Source organism: Geodermatophilus sp. URMC 61 (genome assembly GCF_052931555.1).
On sequence record NZ_JBRFHZ010000002.1, the window covers coordinates 4,686,562 to 4,705,346 of the forward strand.

Consider the following 18,785-nt stretch of genomic DNA (forward strand, 5'->3'; position numbering starts at 1 on the left):
GGCGGGCGCCGTCCTCCCGGATAGCCTGCGCCGGTGACTTGGCTGGTGACCGGAGGAGCCGGATACATCGGGGCGCACGTCGTCTCGGCGATGCGGGAGGCGGGGGAGCGCGTCGTCGTGCTCGACGACCTCTCCTCGGGCGACCCGGGGCGCATCCCCGGCATCCCGCTCGTCATCGGCAGCGTCCTCGACGGCGAGCTCGTCGCCGAGACCCTGCGCACGCACGACGTCCGCGGCATCGTGCACATCGCGGCCAAGAAGCAGGTCGAGGAGTCCGTGCGCCGGCCGCTGTACTACTACCGGGAGAACGTCGAGGCGCTGCGCGTCCTGCTCGAGGCGGCCACCGCGACCGACGTCGACTCGTTCATCTTCTCCTCCAGTGCCGCCGTCTACGGCGCCCCGGACGTCGAGACCGTCCGCGAGGACGAGGAGTGCCGGCCGGTGAACCCCTACGGCACGACCAAGCTCGTGGGTGAGTGGATGGTGCGGGACGTCGCCGCCGCCACCGGCCTGCGCTACGCGAACCTGCGGTACTTCAACGTCGCGGGTGCCGTGGACCCGGCGCTGACCGACCGGGGGGTGTCCAACCTCGTGCCCATGGTGTTCCAGCGGCTGTCCGAGCGACGCGCGCCGCTGATCTTCGGCGACGACTACGACACCCCGGACGGGACCTGCATCCGCGACTTCATCCACGTGGGCGACATCGCCTCGGCCCACCTGGCCGCCGCCCAGGCGCTGGCCGGCGGACGCGTCGCGGCCCTGACCGCCAACATCGGCCGCGGCGAGGGGGTGTCGGTCCGCGAGATGGTCGCCACCATCCGCGACGTCACGGGGACGGCCGGCGAGCCCTGGTCGGAGCCGGTCGTCGAGCCGCGCCGGGCCGGGGACCCCGCCCGTGTCGTCGCCTCGGCGGACGTGATCCGGGACGCCCTCGGGTGGCAGGCGCGCTACGACGTCCGCGAGATGGTCGGGTCCGCGTGGGCCGGCTGGACCGCGCGCTCGGCCGGGGGCGGTCCCGCGGCCGGCTGAGCCGAGGAGGGGGTCGCGGCCGGGGGTGCCGGGGGGTCGGGGACGTCGGCGAGCAGCTCGGTCTCCAGCCGGTGGACCGTCGTGGTGGCCACCTGGCGGATGTCGGCCCGTCGCAGCAGCCGCCCCAGGGGTACTGCCACCACGACGGCCACGGCCAGCCAGACGAGGCCGAACGTCAGCATCGACGTCACTCGCCACTCCTCGGGAAGAACGAGGTCGAGAGCTGCCCGGGGAGCGGCAGGTGGTGCCGCGACCCGATCCCGGACTGCCGGAAGTGGAACGGACCGTACCGTCACTTTCCCCGGCCCGGCAGGGCCCTAGGTCCGGACGGGGCCCAGGGTTCCGGACGGCGCCCGGGGCCCCGGACGGGGCGGGACGTCAGGGGAGGCGAGCGAGCAGGGCGCCCCAGCGTCGCGCGGCCGCCTCCGTGGTGAACTCCCGGCGGACGACGGACCGCGCCTCGAGACCCACGGCACGGCACCGCTCGAGGTCCGCGGCCAGCTCCCGCACCAGCGCGGCCAGCCCGGCGCCGTCGTCCGCCTGCAGGTCCAGGCCGTCGGGCAGGCCCAGGCCCTCGAAGGCACCCGGCATCCCGGCGACCGGCAGCCCGTGCGCCATCCCGTCGAGCACCTTGAGCTTCACCCCGCCGCCGGCCACCAGCGGCGCCACGAGCAGCCGGCGGCCCAGCGCCGCGTGCAGGTCGTCGACGTAGCCGTGCAGCACGATGCCCGGGACGTCGAGCTCGGCGCGGACGTCGTCCGGACAGTGGCCCACGACGTGCAGGACGTGGCGCGGGTCGCCGGCGTCGAGCCGCGGCAGGACCTCGTCCCGGTAGAACCGCAGGGCCTGCAGGTTGGGCAGGTAGTCCAGGCCGCCCAGGAAGACCAGCCCGTCCCGCTGCTCCACGGGCTTCGCGGGCACCGGCACGGCGGGGGGCAGCCACGCGACGTCCCGGCCGGTGCGCTCGGACAGCAGCGCGGCCTCGCTGCGCGACACCAGGCTCACCGCGTCCGCCGAGGCGCTCACCTGCTGCTCGCGGACGGCCATCCGACGGGCCTCCCAGCCGAGCAGCAGCACCGCCGCCCGTGCCGCCGGGCCGCGCAGGGGGGCGGGGATGCGCGCCGCGGCGAAGCCGAGCACCGCCCGGGGGTCGCTGCGCGCCGTCGTCCGCAGCCGCTCGTAGCGCACGCTGAGCAGGTCGTCGAGGTCGACGACGACCGGCACGCGCACGTCGGCCACGGCACCGGCGAGCCGCAGGGAGTCGAGGACGACGAGGTCCGCCCCGGTCTCGCCGGCCAGCGCACCCACTCGCCGGCGCACGCCCCGGTCGACGAACAGGGCCTCGTTCAGCGACCCACGACCGGTCGTCAACGCGCGGAGGGCGGACCCGGCCGCCGACGGCAGCCGCGGCGAGCGGACGTGCACGGTGCGGAAGCGGCGGGTCCACCCGCTGTCCTCCGGCGGCCGTGGTGCGACGACGGCGACGGTGACCTCGTGGCCGAGGGCGGCCAGCGCCTCGGCATGGGTGCGGAGGACGACGATCCGGCCGGTCGCCCGCTGCCCGATGTCCCGCGTCGTGACCAGCAGCACGTGCCGCCGCCGGCCGGGCCCGCCGCTCACCTCGGCCCGCCGTCGTGGGTCGTCAGTCGCGCCACCAGCGCGTCGGCCACCGCCCGCGTGCCGGCGGCGCCCGGCGCGCCCGGGGGCAGCAGGTCGTAGGTGCGCACCCGGCCCTCGGCCAGCAGGTCCGCGACGGCGGCGTCGACCCGGTCGGCCGCGGCGTCCTCGCCGAGGTGGCGCAGCAGCAGCGCGCCGCAGCGGACCATGCCGAGCGGGTCGGCGCGGTCGGTGCCCGCGTGGCGCGGCGCGGACCCGTGCGCGGCCTCGAAGACGGCGACGTCCGGCCCGTGGTTGGCGCCGGGGGCCAGGCCCACGCCGCCGGACATGCCCGCCACGAGGTCGGAGAGGATGTCCCCGTACTGGTTGGTGGTCACGACGACGTCGACCTCCTCGGGCCGCCGGACCAGCAGAGCGGTGAGGTTGTCGACCAGCACGTCGTCGATCTCCAGGTCGGGAGTCCGGGCGGCCAGCTCGCGGCCCACCTCGAGGAACATGCCGTCGGTGGCGCGCATCACCGTGGCCTTGTGCGCCACGGTGACCTTGCGGCGGCCGTGCTGCCGCGCCCAGGCGAGGGCGAAGTCCAGGGTGCGGCGGACGGCGACCTCGGTCGCGGGCTTGAGCGAGACGGCCGCCTCCTCCGCCAGCGCCGCCCCGTGCCGGCGAGCGGCCTCCACGACGGCGCGGGCGCCGGGGCTTCCGGCCCGGAACTCGATGCCGGCGTAGAGGTCCTCGGTGGTCTCGCGGATCACCGCGACGTCCAGACCGGGGAAGACGGTCGGCACGCCCGGCAGGGAGCGCGCCGGCCGGACCTGGGCGAACACGTCCAGCGCACGACGGAGCCCGGTATTGGGGGAGGGGAAGCCGCCGGTCGGGCTGGTGCTCACCGGCCCCTTGAGGGCGGCCCCCGTGCGCCGCACGGAGGCGAGCGTCTCCTCGGGGAGCGCGGAGGACGCGCCGTCGTCCAGGGCGGGCCTGCCCAGCTGCTGCACGTCCCACCGGACCGGGACGCCGGTCGCCTCGACGACGCGGCGGGCTGCGTCGACGACCTCGGGTCCGATGCCGTCCCCCGGGATCAAGGTCACGTCGTGGTGCACCGGGGGAGGCTACTGAACACGATCGGGTGGCCAGGGCGGGGGACCGGTTGCTGAACACCATCGGGTGACCAGGGCGGCGGCCCGGCCGCGATAGCCTGGCGGGGCCGGTCACGGGGCGGCGCGCGACCCGCGTGCCAGGGCCGGCGAACCCACCGGAGGACTGATGCAGCTCGGTAGTGCGCGCCCGCAGTCGGCGGAGATGACGCCGGGACCCGGCTTCCGCTACCGCCGGAACACGCGGGGGCCCGCGCCGGAGCTGGTGCACCGGTTCGGCGCCTTCGGGGCGGCCGACGTCTCGGACATGATGAACCGGCTCTACACGATGAACCCGTCGATCAAGCCGGTGACGCCACGGGAACTGCGGCTGCTGGGTCGCGCCTGCACGGTGAAGGTCTTCCCGGGCGACAACCTGATGGTCCACAAGAGCCTGGACCTGGCCAACCCCGGCGACGTGCTGGTCATCGACGCGAGCAGTTCCATGATGACCGCCGTCATCGGCGACCTGGTCTCCACCAAGGCGCGGCACCGCGGCATCGCCGGCGTCGTCGTCGACGGGCTGGTGCGCGACCTCGACGGCATCCTGGCGCTCGGCGACTTCCCCGTGTTCGCGCGGGGCACCACGCCCCTCGGGCCGCTGCACCGCGGCCCCGGTGAGGTGAACTACCCGGTCAGCGTCGGCGGCATCGTGGTCAACCCGGGCGACGTGGTCCTCGGGGACGCCGACGGCGTCGTCGTGGTCCCCCAGGAGAGCGCCGAGTCGCTGCTGCAGCGGCTGGACGCGCGGGCCGCCGGAGCGGCCGAGTACCAGAGCGCCGTCGCCCGCGGGGAGTTCTCCAACAGCTGGGTCGACACCATGCTCGACGGCAACGGTCTCGCGTCGGAGCCGGACCTTGACTGACGCAGCGCAGGCCCCCGCGGTCGTCCTCGGGGGCAGTTACAACTCCCTGTCCGTCACCCGGGCCCTGGGCCGGCAGGGCATCGCGGTGCACGCCCTCGGGGACGGCGCCGGCGGGGCCATGGTGAGCCGGTCCCGGTTCCTGGCCGGCTACGTCCCCGTCACGTCGTCGGCCACCGCCGCCGACGAGTGGATGGCCTGGCTGCGGACCGGGCCGCGCGGCGCGGTCATCCTGCCGTGCAGCGACGGCGCCCTGGAGTTCGTCGCCCGCCACCGGGCCGAGCTGATCGCCATGGGCTACTGCCCGGCGGCGGCCGCGGACGAGGTCACCCTGGCCATGCTCGACAAGGAGCGCACCTACGAGCTCGCCCGCTCCGTCGGTGTGCCCGCGCCCCGGACCGCCGCCGTCTCCACCCTGGAGGAGGTGCGCAAGGCCACCGCCGACATGGACTTCCCCATGGCGCTCAAGCCGCGCCACTCCCACCTCTTCGCCCGCGTCTTCGGCAGCAAGGCCCTCGTCGTGGACGACGCCGAGGCGCTCGAGGCCGCCTTCCGGGCCACCGAGGCGCACGGGCTGGAGATGATCGTGACCGAGATCATCCCCGGCGACGACAGCCGGTACTGCTCCTACTACAGCTACCTGGACGACGACGGCACGCCGCTGTTCCACTTCACCAAGCGCAAGCCGCGCCAGAACCCCCCGGGGTTCGGGCTCGGGACCTTCCACGAGACCGACTGGGTGCCCGACGCCGCGGAGCTGGGCCTGCGGTTCTTCACCGGGGTCGGCCTGCGCGGCGTGGGCAACGTCGAGTTCAAGCGGGACAGCCGCGACGGCCAGCTGAAGATCATCGAGTGCAACCCGCGCTTCACCGCGGCCGACAAGCTGGTGCAGCGCGCCGGCGTGGACATGGCCACCATCGCCTACCGCCGCGCCCAGGGGCTGCCGGTGACCGCGCCGACCACGTTCCGCCGCGGGGTGACCCAGTGGCACCCGGTGGAGGACTGGCAGGCGTTCCGCGCCTACCGGGCCCTCGGCCAGCTCAGCGTGGCGTCGTGGCTGAGGTCCCTGGTCCGCCCGCAGGGGCTGCCGATGTTCGACCCGCGGGACCCGCGGCCCAGCGCCGTCTACGCGGCGGAGTTCGTCCGTCGCGTGCTGCGCTTCACGCTGCGTCGCCTGACGTCGTCGCTCCCCGGCCGCCGGGGCCGCTGACGCGGAGGCGGGGGACGCGGACGGTCTCCCGCTCCCGCAGCAGCACGTCGAGGAGGGCGTCGGCCACCGGCTGGACGCCGTCCGGGTCGCGCACGTGGTAGTGGTACGTCAGGCCGGGGGTGCTGTTGACCTCGATCACGCCCGCCCCCGGCGCCGCCGTCCCCAGGTCCGGCTCGGGCGTGGCGATCTCCACGCTCGCCAGTCGCAGGCCCAGCGCCCGCGCCGCAGCCACCGCGGCGGCGGCCAGGGCGGGGGAGGGCCGCACCGCCTCGCAGTCGGCCGCCGCTCCGGTGTTGACCGCGCGGGCGACGAGGACGCGCTGACCGTCGCCGGGGACCGAGTCGGGGGACAGCCCCTGCCCGCGCAGCGTGAGGCAGGCGTCCAGGCCCAGCTGCAGGAGGAACAACCCCTCGCGCCCGCCGGCGGCCAGTCTCCGGCGGTTCTCGGCCAGGATCAGGTCGGTGACCGTCGAGCTGCCGTCGCCGACCACCGACGGCGGACTGCGGCGCACCGCACCGACCACCGCGCCGTCGAGCACCAGCATGCGGTGCTCGGTCCCCTCGAGCTGGCGCTCGACCACGAGCTCGGGGCAGTGCCGCACCGCGCTGAGGGCGGCCCGCACGAAGTCCTCGAGCGTCTCGACGTCGCAGGTGACGCCGGCGCCGGCGCCGGTGCCGTAGGCCGGCTTCACCACGCAGCGGCCGTGCGTGCGGAGGAAGTCCAGGGCAGGCCCCGGGTCGGTCAGCGGGAAACGGAGGGAATCGGTCACCGGCAGACCTCCCCGGGCGAGGTACGCGTTGGCCGCCACCCGGTCACCGGTCAGCTCCAGGACGGCCGGCGTGTCGAGCTCGACGAGGTTCTCGCGGACCAGCGTGGTCGCCGATCCGCGGGTGACCTGCAGGAAGCCGCTCTCGAACTCGCACACCTCCGCCCCGGCCCGCTCCGCCGCGGCCGCCCACACGTCGCGGTAGACCGCTGCCCGGGCGTCCTCGAGCTGCTCCTTCGCGTGCGCCAGCTGGGACCGGACGCGGCGCAGGTCGGGCAGGCCGGACAGCCCACGGACGGCGGCCGCCGGGCTCACCAGCCGGGCCGGTCGCCCACCCCGTGCGACGCCCCGGAGCAGCCGGACGGCCGTCCCCCGCCTCACGTCGCGGCCCCGGACCGGCGCATGGAGGCCACCAGCGCCACGAGCTCGCGCAGCACCGGACGGCAGAGCAGGAGCAGCAGCGCGGCCGCCCCCACCACCCCGGCGGCCACGGCCAGGAGCAGGGTCTCCAGCTCCGGCTCGCGGAGCGCGACGACCGGGAGCGCCCCGGCGGCGGCGCCGGCGGCGGCCACGGCACCCGGCGTCATCGCGCGCAGGCTGGTGCCGATCCGGACGCCGAGCAGCCGGTTGGCCACGGTGAGCCGGACGGCGGCGAACACCACGCTCATGCCGGCGAGGGTGGCCGCCATCGCCGTCAGGCCGTAGGGAGCCGCCAGCAGCAGCCCGGTCACCTTCACCACGACCATCGGCGCGACGATCTTGATCAACAGGCCCGGCCGGCCGACCGCGGGGAAGACGTCACCGGAGGCGTACCCGATCGAGGACGCCGCCATCGACAGGGCCACGAACATCATCGGCCCGGCGGCCTCCTCCCACTGCCAGCCGAGCAGCGCCACGGTGAGGGGCAGCGACACGACCGCCACTCCCACACCGGTCGGGAAGGCGAACAGGGTGATCAGCTGCAGCGCCCGCGTGGCCACCGAGCCGAGCGCGCCGGCGTCGTCGGACCGCGCGCGGGAGTAGATGGAGAAGGCCACGCTGGAGAAGATCCAGAACACGTTGGCCAGGACGATCTCCGGGACCCGGTAGGCCAGCGTGTAGACGCCGAGCTCGTAGGGGCCCAGCTGGGCGCCGACGATGTAGTAGTCGGCGTTCTCCAGGACCGCCCCGAACACCTTGAGGGTGAGCACGGCCGTGCCGAACCCCAGCAGGGTCCGCGCCACCGTCCGGTCCAGCCGGAAGGTGGGGAGGAACCGCGTCGCCCACCACGTCAGGACGACGCCCAGCGCCTCGCTGGCGAGGATGCCGCCCACCAGTGCCCACGGGCCGGCCCCCCCGGCGGCCAGCGGCACCGAGACCAGCCCCCGGGTCAGCGCGCGCGAGACCTCGACCAGCGCCCGCTTGCGGAAGGCGAGGTCACGCCGCAGGACCGCATCGGGGACCTGCACCAGCCCGCGGAGCAGGAAGTAGAGGAAGAGGACCCGCAGCAGGGTGGTGTCCTCGACGTCGAACACCGCGCCGACGGCGGGTGCGGCGAGCACCCCCACCAGCGTGCAGATCGCGGCGATGCCCAGGTTCAGGGTGAAGGCGGTCTGGACCCGCGCGGTGATCCCGCGCTCCTGCTCGTAGACCAGGGCCGATCCGACGCCGAGGTCGAGCGCGACCTCGAGGAAGGCGATGATGGACAGGCCCACGGCGACGACGCCGAAGTCCTCCGGCACGAGCAGGCGGGCCATCACGAGGGTGACCAGGAAGACGAGCAGCTTGCTGGCGGTGAACGACACCGCCGACCAGGCGAAACTGGAGCCCGCCGTCCGGGTGTCCACCCGCGGCCGTGCCGTTGCCGGGGCCGTGGTCTCCGGTCCCGTGGTCTCCGGGGCTTCCACCGGGACCTCTCCGGTGCCCAACGGCTCAGGGGCCGTGTCGCGCGTTCGTCCGCTCATCGCCTCTGGGGGTCTCGTCCGGGTGTCCGTGCCAGGTCCGCCGCGGACGACCGTGTCCACCACCGGGCTGCTCGCCGTTGTACCAGAGCCGGCCGGTCCTCCCGCCCCGACCGGCGGTCTTCCCGCCCCTGCGGGAGGGGTGACCGCCGCGTTTCACCCGTGGGGGTGGACGCCGGGCACCGTGCCGGGGGCCGGCCCCGAGCCGCTGCCGACGCCACCCGATCCGGTGGTCTCGCGCACCATTCCCCGGGCGGCGGCCCTGTGCCGGGCCCGCCCGCACTAGGCTCGCCCCCGCTCGGCGCCGATGACGGCCCAGGACCAAGAACTACGGCCGCCCAGGCCCGAGGAGGTGCACTGCCCTGACCGCGCTCAAGGTGACCCTGGTCGAGTTCAGCCCGTCGGGAGGACTGTTCCAGTTCGCGGTCCAGCTCGGCGAGGCGCTGGCCGGACGCGGCCACCAGGTCGAGCTCCTGACCGGCCCCCGCCCCGAGCTGGCCAGCCGGCACCCCGGCTTCCGCATCGTCCCCTGCCTGCCCACCTGGCACGCCAGCGAGGGGGCGGGCGACGCCCGGCTCAAGCGCCGGGTGCGTCGCGTGGCGCGGGCCGGGCGCTACCACCTCGCCTGGGCGGTCCTGCTGCGGCGGCTGGCGCGCACCCGGCCCGACGTCGTCCAGTTCTCGGGCGGGCGCTTCCCGGTCGACGGCGCTGCGACCGCCTGGCTGGCCCGTCGGCGGCGCGGGAGCCGCCCGGTGCTGGTGACCCTCGCCCACTCGCCGCTCCCCTTCAACGAGCAGCGCGCCACCGGTGAGGTGCTGCGGCAGAACAGGCTGCTGCACGCCTCCTTCGGGCTCGGCTACCGCAGCGTCGACGCGCTGATCGTGCTCGGCGGGCAGTCCGCGGCGGACCTGCGCGGGGCCTGGCCGGACGTCGGCGAGATCGCGATCGTCCCGCACGGCGACGAGGGCGTCTTCCTCAGCGACGCCCCGGTCCCCGCCGCCGAGACGCCTCCGCAGGTGCTCTTCTTCGGCACGATGCAGGCGTACAAGGGCCTCGACGTGCTGCTCGACGCCTTCGCGCTCGTCCGCGAGCGGATCCCCGAGGCGCGGCTGGTCATCGCCGGCGCACCGTCCGGCGACACCGACCTGGACACCCTGCGCCGGACCGCCGACCGCGTCGGCGGGGTCGAGATCCGCGCCGGCTACGTCGCCATGTCCGACGTCCCGGAGCTCTTCCAGGGGTCCCGGGTCGTCGCCGCCCCCTACCGCTACGCCAACGCCAGCGGCGTCGTCGAGCTCGCCCGGACCTTCAGCCGCCCCGCGGTCGGGACCACCGTCGGCGACCTCCCCGCCGTCATCGCGGACGGGGAGACCGGCCTGCTCGTGCCGCCGGCCGACCCCGGCGCGTTCGCCACCGCGCTGGTCCGGCTCCTGGCCGACCCCGCCGAGGCGCAGCGCATGGGCGAGGCGGCGCGGGCCCGCTCCGCCGAGGGGGCGTCCTGGGCCACCGTGGCCGAGCGGACCGAGGAGGTCTACCGGCGGGCGCTCGCTGCCCGGAGCCCGGGGGACGACGCCGTGGCGGTCGAGCCGTGAAGGTGCTCGTCGTCATCGACTCCCTGAACTTCGGCGGCGCGGAGAACGTCCTGGTGACCCTGGCCGCCGAGGCGCCCCGCCTGGACCTGGAGCTCGAGGTCCTCTCGCTCGCGCCACCGACCGGTGGCAAGGCGACCTGGCTGCCGCGGCTGCAGGCGGCCGGGCTGCCGGTCCGGTTCCTCGGCCTGGAACGGCTGCTGCAGCCCAGCGGCATCCCCCGGCTGGCCCGGGCCATCCGGGAGTCCGGCTGCGACGTCGTGCACGCCCACCTCGAGGACGCGAGCACCCTGGCGCCCATCGCCGGCCTGCTCGCCCGGCGGCCGGTGCTGTGCACGCTGCACCACGTGCCGGGACCGCTGTCCGGCCGGGAGGCGGTGCGCGAGCGGCTCGCCGTCGCCGTGGGCAGCCGCTCCGCCGGCCTCATCTTCGTGTCGCAGGGGTCCTACGACGGCTTCGCCGCCGTGTACCCCCGCAGCCACACGCCGTCCCGCTGGAGCATCGTGCACAACGGCGTCGACGTGCGGCGTTTCCGGCCGCTGGAGCCGGGCTCCCCGGCGGCCCTGCCGAGCGAGTTCGGCATCCCCGAGGGAGCGCCGGTCGCCGCGCTGGTCGGCCACATGCGTCCCGGGAAGGGACAGGAGGAGGCCGTGCGGGCGTGGCCCGACGTCGTCGCGGCGCACCCGCAGGCCCGGTTGCTGCTCATCGGCAACGGCCCGCGCGAGGAGCTGCTGCGCGAGCTGGCGCGCGACCTCGGTGTCGCGTCGCACGTCGTCTTCGCCGGAGCCCGCGACGACGTCCACGACCTGCTGCCGCGGGCCACCCTGGCGGTGCTGCCGACCCACTCCGAGGCGCTGCCCACGGCGCTGCTGGAGGCGTCGGCCAGCGGCATCCCCACGGTGGCCACCGACGTCGGCGGCGTGCCGGAGGTGGTCGTCGACGGCGAGACCGGGTGGCTGCTGCCGTCCCCCTCCCCGGACCTGGTGGCGTCCGCCGTCACGAAGGCCCTCGACGACCCCGAGGAGCTGGCACGGCGCGGCGCCGCCGCCCGGGTCCGTGCGGAGACGGTGTTCAGCGCGTCCGGCTGGGCGGACGCGCTCGCCGCCCGGTACGCAGCCGTGGCCGCCGACCGGCCGACGGCCCGGCTGGAGGACGGCCGGCCGTGAGCGAGCCGGCCGAGGTGAGGAGAGAGGCGACCCGATGAGCCGTCGGTTGCTCGTGCTGGGCTACCACAACATCGAACCGTCGTACGCGTTCTACGGGACCACCCCGGAGGCCGGACGTCGGGGGTTCGAGCGGCAGGTGCGGTTCCTCCGCCGCTGGACGAACGTCGTGCCGCTGCGGTCGGCGCTGGCCGACCTGGCCGCCGGCCGGCCGCTGCCGCCGCGTGCGGTGGCGCTGACCTTCGACGACGGCTACCTCGACAACGCCACGGTGGCGGCCCCGGTGCTGTCCGCGGCCGGTCTGCCGGCGTCGTTCTTCCTCGTCCCGGGTTTCCTCTCCGACACCACCCCGGTGTGGTGGGAGCAACTGGGCTGGGCGTTCGCGCACGCGACCACGTCCGAGGTCACCTGGGAGGGCGTCCGCCACGACACCTCCAGCCCGGGTGCGCGGCGGCAGGCCAACCACCTCGTGGGCGACGCGCTCAAGCTCCTCGACGCGCAGGACCGGCTGGCCGCGGTCGCCGAGCTGCGCGGGCGGCTGGCCCCCGAGGGACCGCCGCTCGGCCGGCAGTTCCTGGACTGGGACGAGGCCAAGACCTTCCTGCGGCTGGGGCACGAGATCGAGTCCCACACCTGCGGGCACCCCATCCTGAGCCGGGAGACCGGTCCCGCCCAGGCCCACGAGCTGACGGCGTCGCGGCGCGAACTGGCCGAGCACTTCCAGCGCCCCGTCGACGTCCTGGCCTATCCCAACGGTCGCGCCCAGGACTACTCGGCGACCACGGTCGGGCTGGCCGGCGAGGCCGGCTACGCCTTCGCCGTCACGACCCGGACGGCGCTGGCCGGTCCCGGCACCGAGCCGCTCGAGGTCCCCCGCGTCCTCGTCGACGCCGAGACCGACCTCCGTGAGGTGCTGCGCGGGGCGGCGCGCGTGGTCGCGCGCCGCCTGCGTCGCCGGGCCTGACCCCACCCCGAGACGGCGACCGGCTGCGGCCGGTCGCCGTCCGGGTCGTGCCCGCGAATCCGCAGGCCAGCGGGACGCGCCACAAGTGTGCACAAACGTCACTCGGACGGTTGACACGCTGTGATCGTGTCGTAACCTTTCGGCAGTCGCGCAGTTCAGAGCGTGTGCGACTGCTGAATCTCAGTCGAACGGGGCCGACGCTGCCGGATGTCCGGTGGGCGAGACGGACCCGTCCGTCTCGTCATCCGGTCCCGGTGGTGCGCCGCGGGGTGCGGGATGCCGGACGCCGTCCCCGCCCGCCGCCGCCCGAGGAACGCCCATGTCGCGTCACGCCCGCCCGACCCGCCACCCCCGGCCCCGCAGACCCCGGAGGAGGTGGGTCGGCACGCTGCTGGCGCTCGGTGCCCTCGTCGCCACGAGGGGGGTGACGGCCGCCTCCGGCGCCGTCCAGACCGCCGCGTCGTCGCGCTGCCCCGCGGGGACCGCCGACGAGGTCGCGGTGGCCCGCGTGAACACCGACGGACCCCAGGTCACCGTCGGCGGCCGGACGTGGTCGGCGGACCCGGTCCAGCAGGCGGACCCGGCCACGACGGTGGCTGAGGACCGGAACATCCGCGGCACCCGCGCCGACGTCCTCTACCGCAGCTCCCGGGTCGGGGAGTTCCGCTACGAGGTCCCGGTGACCGAGGCGGGGCGCTACGTCGTCCGCCTGTACGCCACGGAGCCGTGGTTCGGCGTGGACGGGCGGGCGGGCGGCCGCGGCAGCCGGGTCTTCTCGGTCGACATCGAGGACGGCCGGGCCGGCTCCCGGCGGGTGGACGTCGCCCGCTCCGCGAAGGGTCCGCTGCGCGCCTGGACGGGGTCCTGGACCGCGCAGGTCGACGACGGCAGCGTGACGATCGAGGCCCGGGGGGTCCGGGACCTCCCGGTGCTCAGCGCGATCGAGGTGCTGCGCAAGCACCCGCGGGGTACGTGCGTCCCCGTGGCCGGCAGCTCCGCACCGGCGGGCGGGACGAAGGCTCCGGCCCAGCCCGACGCCCAGGCTCCCGCGCCGGTGACCACGGACCAGCCGGCGCAGCAGGCGGAGGTCCCGGCGCCGGCCCCTGCCGCGCCGCCGGCCCCGACGGCGGCGCAGCCGGTGCCGGGGGCCGCCGCGGCGTCGGCCCCCGCCCGTGCCGGCACGGCCGCCGCGGACGCCGCCGTCGGCCTGCTCGCCGCGGACACCGGTCGACCGTTCGCCGCCATCAGCGTGTGGAACACCCCGATCCCCGGCAACCCCGCCATCGACCGCAACAGCGCCGCGATGGTGCGCAGCGTGACCGCCAAGAACACGGCGACGGCCAACCTGTACGAGTACGGCGAGCCCGTCTTCAACGCCGTGGCCGGCACGCCGACGGCCGAGGTCACCTGCACGGAGGACTGGGGGACCTGTGACGTCGAGGAGCGCACCATGCGCATCCCCGCAGAGGCCCGGCCCACCACGGGGTCGGACGGACGGATGATCATCGTGGACCTGGCCGACCGGGTGGTCTGCGACTTCTGGCAGGCGCGCAGGACCGGCTCCGGTCGGTGGACCACCAGCTGGGCCACCTGCGCTCCGCTCGACGGCAGCGGCAGCGGACCCCACGGCGGCGCCACGGGTGCCGGGATCAACGCGCTGACCGGTGTCGTCCGCACCTTCGAGATGCGCAACGGGCACATCCCGCACACGCTCTCGGTCGCCACGAACAACTCGTGCGCCGGCGCCTTCCGCGCCCCCGCGGTCAAGAGCGACGGCCAGTCCACCCGCAGCGACTGCATCCCCGAGGGCGCCCGCCTGCAGCTCGACCCGTCGATCGACGTCGACGCCATCCCCGGGATCACCCCGGGGGAGCGAGCGGTGGCGCGCGCGTTGCAGACCTACGGCGCGATCAACCGGGACAACTGCGGGGCCAACCTCTGCGTGCAGTTCGAGGCGCCGTTCGGAGAGGCCGACCCGTACCCGGGTGCCGGGTTCCAGGGTGACTACTGGGGGATGCCGCACATCCCCTGGGCGCGACTCCGCGTGATCGCCGGGTGACGCGGGGCCGACGGACGGTCAGTCATCCGGGTCACGACCGCGCTGATCAGGGCCTTCTCCCACACGGCCGACCTATCCTGGGCGGTCGGGAGGCCCCTCGCGGAGGTCGCCCGCGACCTGTCAGCGGACCCTGGGAGCGCCATGCTCAGCCACCCCACCGGCCGTGCGGGCGTCCGCGACCTCGGGCGTCGGACGCGGCCGGGGTCCCCGCGACGGGCCGTCGTCACGGCGGGTGTCCTGGCCGGCGTGCTCGCGCTGTGCTCGTGCACGTCGCCGGGAGGTGAGGACCTCCCGCCCACGGACGACTCGACGTACCACGCCGGGCCGTTGTTCGCCGAGGACAGCCCGTGGTACCTCCCGATCCCGGACGACCCCGAGCTGGACGAGGACAGTGCCGACATGGTCGCCGCCCTCACCGAGGACGGCGGTGGCTACGCGATCACCCAGGAGTTCGGCGTCCCGGTCTACGAGGTCGACGCCTCGACCCCGGCGGTCCCCGTGACGTGCACGGAGACCTGGGGGCCGTGTCCGCTCGAGGAGGCCCCGGTCCGGATCCCCGACGGGGCCACCCCGAGTCCGGGGTCCGACGGCTCCCTGGTGGTGATCGACCACGCGGCCGGGCGGATCTACGACTTCTGGCAGGCGGAGCAGGTCTCCGACGGGGAGTGGCGCACCACCTGGGGGACCTACGCGCCGTTCGGCGGGGACGGCTCGGGCCAGGGTGGGGGAGCGACCGCGGCCGGCGTCAACCTGCTGGCCGGGCTGGTGCGGTTGGCGGAGATCGAGGCGGGACGGATCGACCACGCCCTCGCCATCGTGTCCGACAAGAGCTGTCCCGAGGTGTTCCGCTACCCGGCGCTCAAGACCGACGGACACGCGTCCGAGCTGCCGTGCATCCCCCAGGGAGCCCGGGTCCAGCTCGACCCGAGCGTCGACGTCGAGTCCATCCCCGACATCACCCCCGGCGAGCTGGCCGTGGCGCGGGCGCTGCAGACCCACGGCGGCTACGTCCGGGACAGTGCGGGGACCGCCCTGGGCATCGTGTTCGAGATGCCCACCGGCGACACCGACGTCTACCGCGAGGTCGCCGAGTTCCCCTGGGACTACTACGACATGCCCCACGTCCCGTGGGACCGCCTGCGGGTGCTGGCCGAGTGGGACGGCAGCTGACGCCTCGCCGGTGGTCCCTCGACACGGTGACGGGGTTTCGCCTGATCCCGTGACGGATACCCCCGTCGGGAGGCCCATCCGGGAACGGAGCAGGTCACCCGGCTCTCGACCGGTACCCTCGGGCCGTGACTTCTGCTGTCTCCTCGCAGGTCGGGGCCGCCGGGGCGGGGCGCCGGCGGCGTCCTGCCGCTGCTCTGACCGGACTCGCCGTGGCCCTCCTCGTACTCGTCGGAGGGTGGCTCCTCTACGTCGACCGTCCCGCTGAGTACGAGGCCAGCAGCACGCTCGTCGTCCTGCCCAACGACCAGCTGTCCGAGGCCGCCAGCTACTACGACACCCTCAGCCAGGGGCAGATCGTGACGACGTTCGCGGGCATCCTCGACCTGCAGGCGACCCAGGTGGCGGCCGCGGGCGAGGAGCAGGTCCGCGAGGTGACGGTGGACGTGGTGCCGGACACCTCCCTGATCCAGATCACCGGGACGGCGACCGACGCGGAGAGCGCGGAGGCGGCCACCGATGCCGTGCTCACGCAGTCGCGCACGTACTTCGACCAGTTGACCTTCCCGTACGAGGTCAACGTCGTGCAGGGCGCCGTGGGAACGGCCCAGCCCACCGGCCTCGCCCCCGGCCTGCTGGCGGCCGTCGTGGCTGCCGTCGCGCTCATCGCGGGCATCGCCACGTACCTCGCCATCCGGGCCGTCCTCCCGGCGCGGCAGCCGCTCCGGCCCGTGGGCGAGGAGCCCGACGTGTCCTCGGACGGGCTGTCGGCTCCGTCGCGGTACCGGGACGGCGGCCGTGACGGGCGGCTCGCCGGCGGAGCGGCGTCCCCTGCCGGGCCGGTGCGGGTCGGCGAGGCCGACCCGGTCGCGCCGCAGTCGGCGCGGTGACACGGAGCGTCGCTCCCGCCGACGTCTCCCGGCCTGCGGCGGAGTCCTCCGTCCGGCCCCCCACCGGCGGCTCCGGAGCGGGGGCGAGGGTCGGAGCGCTGGCGGCGGCCGTCGCCTGCCTGGTGCTGGGCGTCGCCGTCCTCGCCGGAACGGCGGTGCTCGGACTCCCACTGCTCGCTCCTGCGGCGGCCCTGGCGCTGCTCGCCGTGCCGCTGCTGCTGGTGCGGCCGGTCGCCGTCCTCGTGCTCGCGACGGTCGCGGAGTTCGCCAACCTCTCGACCGTGGCCGCCGGGAACGGGCTGCCCGGAGGTGAGACGGCCGCCCTCGTGTTCTCGGCGCTGGCCGCCCTGCTCGCCTGGCGGCGGGGGCAGATCCGCCCCGGCTGGTCCCCCCTGGTCGTCGTCTTCCTGCTGTACCTCCTGGCGCAGACGGTGTCCGCCCTCGCCAACCAGACGATCGACCCGAGCCTGACGCCGGCGGCGGAGAGCGAGACCAACCTGACCGCCGTCCTCGAGACGGCGAAGGCCCTGCTCTGGCCGCTGGTCGCCGGCCTGCTGCTCCTCATCCCGGGCCGGGTGCCCGAGGCCATGGCCCGCGCCATCGCGCTCACGCTGGCGCTGCTCGCGGCCGTGACCATGGTGCAGGAGTTCGCCCTGGGCAACGCGACCTCCCTCGCCGGTCTGTCGAACGTCCCCCTGGTCGCCGACGTCGGCGGAGCGACGGCCCGCCACGCGGGGCCGCAGGGCGACGCGAACTTCTGGGGCCGGGTCCTGGTCCTCGGACTGCCCTTCGCGCTGTCCCTGGCACAGATGGCGAGGCGCACCGGCGCGCGGCTGGGCTGGCTGACCGCCGCGGCCACCATCTGCGGCGGCATCGTGATGACCGGCTCTCGGGGCGCCCTGCTGGCCGCCTTCCTCGTCGGCCTGGTCTGGGCGCTGCTGGCCGGCGGCCGCTGGGCCAAGGCCGTGCTCTTCGCCCCGGTGGCCGCTGCCCTGGCCCTGTTCGTCCCCGGCGTCGGCAGCCGGCTGGCCACCCTCTCCCTGCTCGGGACGAGCGACGGTCTCGAGGTGGTCGACCCCTCCCTGGAGGGGCGCCTGGCGGCCCAGCGGGTCGCGTTCGAGGTCCTCGTCGACCACCCCGTCCTCGGCGTGGGCCCGGGCAACTTCCTCGCCGTCACGGAGGGCTACCTCAGCCGGCTCGGTCTGGACACGCTGCCCCTGGCGCCGCACAACCAGTACCTCGAGGCGGCGGCGGAGGGTGGCCTGCTCGGGCTCACCGCCTGGCTGCTCGTCCTGGGCGGCGGTTTCCTGGTGGCCCTGCGGGCCCGGCTCCTCGCCCGGGCCGGGGGGCCGGCGGTCGCCCGTGAGGCCCCGCTGCCCCTCTCGAACGCGGTCCTGGCCGCGCTCGCCGGCTGGGCGGTGGCCAGCGTGTTCCTCCACCTGGCCACCTTCCGGAGCTTCCTGCTCGTGGTCGCGCTGGGCGCCGCCCTCGACATCCGGGCCCGCCGCCGGGTCGCCGAGCTGCGACTGCAGCCCCACCCGGAGCAGGGCGCCGACGCGGGCCCGCTCACGGCGTCGTCGACCCGTGCGGGGGCGCGCAGGGGCCGGTGGCTGCGGTACACGGCCGCGGCGCTCGCCGGTCTGCTCGTGCTCGGTGCGGCGGCGCTGTGGAACGCCGCCGGCCCGCAGCAGCGGACGTGGTCGGCGTCGTCGAGCATGCAGCTGGTCAGCGTGGACGAGGGGCGGTCCGACTCACCGGCCTACGACCTGGACACGCTCAGCCGCACCGGTCTGGTCCGCACCCTGGCCGGCATCGTGGCCAGCCCGCGCTTCGCCGACGAGGGCCTGGCCCGGGTGGCGGCGTACCCGGTCGACGTCGAGGGCGTCACGGTGGAGGTCACCGGGTCGGTGCAGTCGGCGCTCGTCGTCGTCACCGCCACCGGCCCCAACCCCGACGTGGCGCGGTTCGTCGCGGAGGAGACCCGGGCCGCCGCGTCCACCTTCCTCAACGACATCAGCCCGCTGTACGGCGTCCGCAACGTGGCCGGAGCGCCGGTCGTCGAGGAGCACCCGCCCTCCTACGACCGCCGCTGGGCCCTGGTGCCGCTCGGCGTCGCCGCACTCCTCGCCGGCGTGGCGCTGGTGTCCGCCGTCCGCGCCCGCCGCCGGGAGCCCGGCCGCGTCCTGCGGTGACCGCCCGACCCCGCCGACGCGGGGGCGCGGCCGCGGCGTCCGGTCGCAGGCGCGGGGTTCCGGGCGGGGCCGTCCGGAGGTGGCGTCAGGCCGGGGTCGCGGAGGGCGCGGGTCGCTGGTGGGCCCGGCCAGAGCGGCGGCAAGGTGCGCTGCCGGTGGAAGTCGCCGAGCCCGCTGCGGCCGGCCCCTCGGCCCCCGCCGGTGCGG

General features: G+C 75.6%; 15 protein-coding genes. 10 read left to right on the forward strand and 5 right to left on the reverse strand.

Annotated elements, in window-relative coordinates; all coding sequences use genetic code 11:
* Positions 1-33 precede the first annotated feature (33 nt).
* Complete coding sequence (galE, locus tag ACU610_RS21830; protein ID WP_446769790.1) at positions 34-1,029, forward strand: UDP-glucose 4-epimerase GalE; 996 nt, start codon at positions 34-36, stop codon at positions 1,027-1,029.
* Here the strand turns inward: galE and ACU610_RS21835 are convergent.
* The 3 genes from ACU610_RS21835 to ACU610_RS21845 form a co-directional block, all read right to left on the reverse strand.
* A complete protein-coding gene (locus tag ACU610_RS21835; protein ID WP_446769791.1) occupies positions 948-1,220 on the reverse strand; it encodes a hypothetical protein in 273 nt (90 codons plus the stop codon). The two genes, galE and ACU610_RS21835, sit on opposite strands and share 82 nt — an antisense overlap.
* Positions 1,221-1,407: 187 nt before the next feature.
* Entirely contained in the window at positions 1,408-2,649 is a 1,242-nt protein-coding gene (locus tag ACU610_RS21840; protein ID WP_446769792.1) for a glycosyltransferase, read from the reverse strand.
* A complete protein-coding gene (locus ACU610_RS21845; protein ID WP_446769793.1) occupies positions 2,646-3,743 on the reverse strand; it encodes an isocitrate/isopropylmalate dehydrogenase family protein in 1,098 nt (365 codons plus the stop codon). Before ACU610_RS21845 ends, ACU610_RS21840 begins: the two co-directional genes overlap by 4 nt.
* A 163-nt stretch (positions 3,744-3,906) precedes the next feature.
* Here ACU610_RS21845 and ACU610_RS21850 point away from each other — a divergent pair, with 163 nt between their 5' ends.
* Entirely contained in the window at positions 3,907-4,641 is a 735-nt protein-coding gene (locus ACU610_RS21850; protein ID WP_446769794.1) for an RraA family protein, read from the forward strand.
* Positions 4,634-5,848, forward strand: coding sequence for a carboxylate--amine ligase (locus tag ACU610_RS21855; RefSeq protein WP_446769795.1), 1,215 nt, complete (start codon positions 4,634-4,636; stop codon positions 5,846-5,848). Before ACU610_RS21850 ends, ACU610_RS21855 begins: the two co-directional genes overlap by 8 nt.
* Here the strand turns inward: ACU610_RS21855 and ACU610_RS21860 are convergent.
* Together ACU610_RS21860 and ACU610_RS21865 are read right to left on the reverse strand one after the other, a co-directional pair.
* Positions 5,799-6,995 carry a hypothetical protein gene (locus ACU610_RS21860; RefSeq protein WP_446769796.1) on the reverse strand — a complete coding sequence of 399 codons (1,197 nt, stop codon included), beginning with the start codon at positions 6,993-6,995 and terminating at the stop codon, positions 5,799-5,801. The genes ACU610_RS21855 and ACU610_RS21860 overlap by 50 nt on opposite strands.
* Positions 6,992-8,500 (reverse strand): lipopolysaccharide biosynthesis protein, encoded by a 1,509-nt coding sequence (locus ACU610_RS21865; protein ID WP_446769797.1) that lies wholly within the window; start codon positions 8,498-8,500, stop codon positions 6,992-6,994. The genes ACU610_RS21860 and ACU610_RS21865 overlap by 4 nt, the downstream gene beginning before the upstream one ends.
* A gap of 431 nt (positions 8,501-8,931) precedes the next feature.
* On the opposite strand from ACU610_RS21865, the gene ACU610_RS21870 reads away from it, so the two are divergent.
* The 7 genes from ACU610_RS21870 (at position 8,932) to ACU610_RS21900 (ending at position 18,578) form a co-directional block, all read left to right on the forward strand.
* Complete coding sequence (locus ACU610_RS21870; RefSeq protein ID WP_446769798.1) at positions 8,932-10,146, forward strand: glycosyltransferase family 4 protein; 1,215 nt, start codon at positions 8,932-8,934, stop codon at positions 10,144-10,146.
* Positions 10,143-11,309, forward strand: coding sequence for a glycosyltransferase (locus ACU610_RS21875; RefSeq protein WP_446769799.1), 1,167 nt, complete (start codon positions 10,143-10,145; stop codon positions 11,307-11,309). The genes ACU610_RS21870 and ACU610_RS21875 overlap by 4 nt, the downstream gene beginning before the upstream one ends.
* A gap of 34 nt (positions 11,310-11,343) precedes the next feature.
* The gene (locus ACU610_RS21880; protein ID WP_446769800.1) at positions 11,344-12,270 is read left to right on the forward strand and encodes a polysaccharide deacetylase family protein; all 927 of its coding nucleotides are present in this window, start codon (positions 11,344-11,346) and stop codon (positions 12,268-12,270) included.
* Positions 12,271-12,694: 424 nt separating this feature from the next.
* Complete coding sequence (locus ACU610_RS21885) at positions 12,695-14,329, forward strand: malectin domain-containing carbohydrate-binding protein (protein ID WP_446769801.1); 1,635 nt, start codon at positions 12,695-12,697, stop codon at positions 14,327-14,329.
* A gap of 141 nt (positions 14,330-14,470) precedes the next feature.
* Positions 14,471-15,499, forward strand: coding sequence for a hypothetical protein (locus tag ACU610_RS21890; RefSeq protein WP_446769802.1), 1,029 nt, complete (start codon positions 14,471-14,473; stop codon positions 15,497-15,499).
* 125 nt (positions 15,500-15,624) lie between these two features.
* Positions 15,625-16,386, forward strand: a complete 762-nt coding sequence (locus ACU610_RS21895; protein ID WP_446769803.1) for a hypothetical protein — start codon at positions 15,625-15,627, stop codon at positions 16,384-16,386.
* Positions 16,383-18,578, forward strand: coding sequence for an O-antigen ligase family protein (locus tag ACU610_RS21900; RefSeq protein ID WP_446769804.1), 2,196 nt, complete (start codon positions 16,383-16,385; stop codon positions 18,576-18,578). The genes ACU610_RS21895 and ACU610_RS21900 overlap by 4 nt, the downstream gene beginning before the upstream one ends.
* Positions 18,579-18,785: the final 207 nt, after the last annotated feature.

Excerpts from the sequence above, each read along its gene's own strand:
- ACU610_RS21850 (WP_446769794.1), top strand. The coding sequence starts at position 3,907 with ATGCAGCTCGGTAGTGCGCGCCCGCAGTCGGCGGAGATGACGCCGGGA.
- ACU610_RS21890 (WP_446769802.1), top strand. The coding sequence starts at position 14,471 with ATGCTCAGCCACCCCACCGGCCGTGCGGGCGTCCGCGACCTCGGGCGT.
- ACU610_RS21880 (WP_446769800.1), top strand. The coding sequence starts at position 11,344 with ATGAGCCGTCGGTTGCTCGTGCTGGGCTACCACAACATCGAACCGTCG.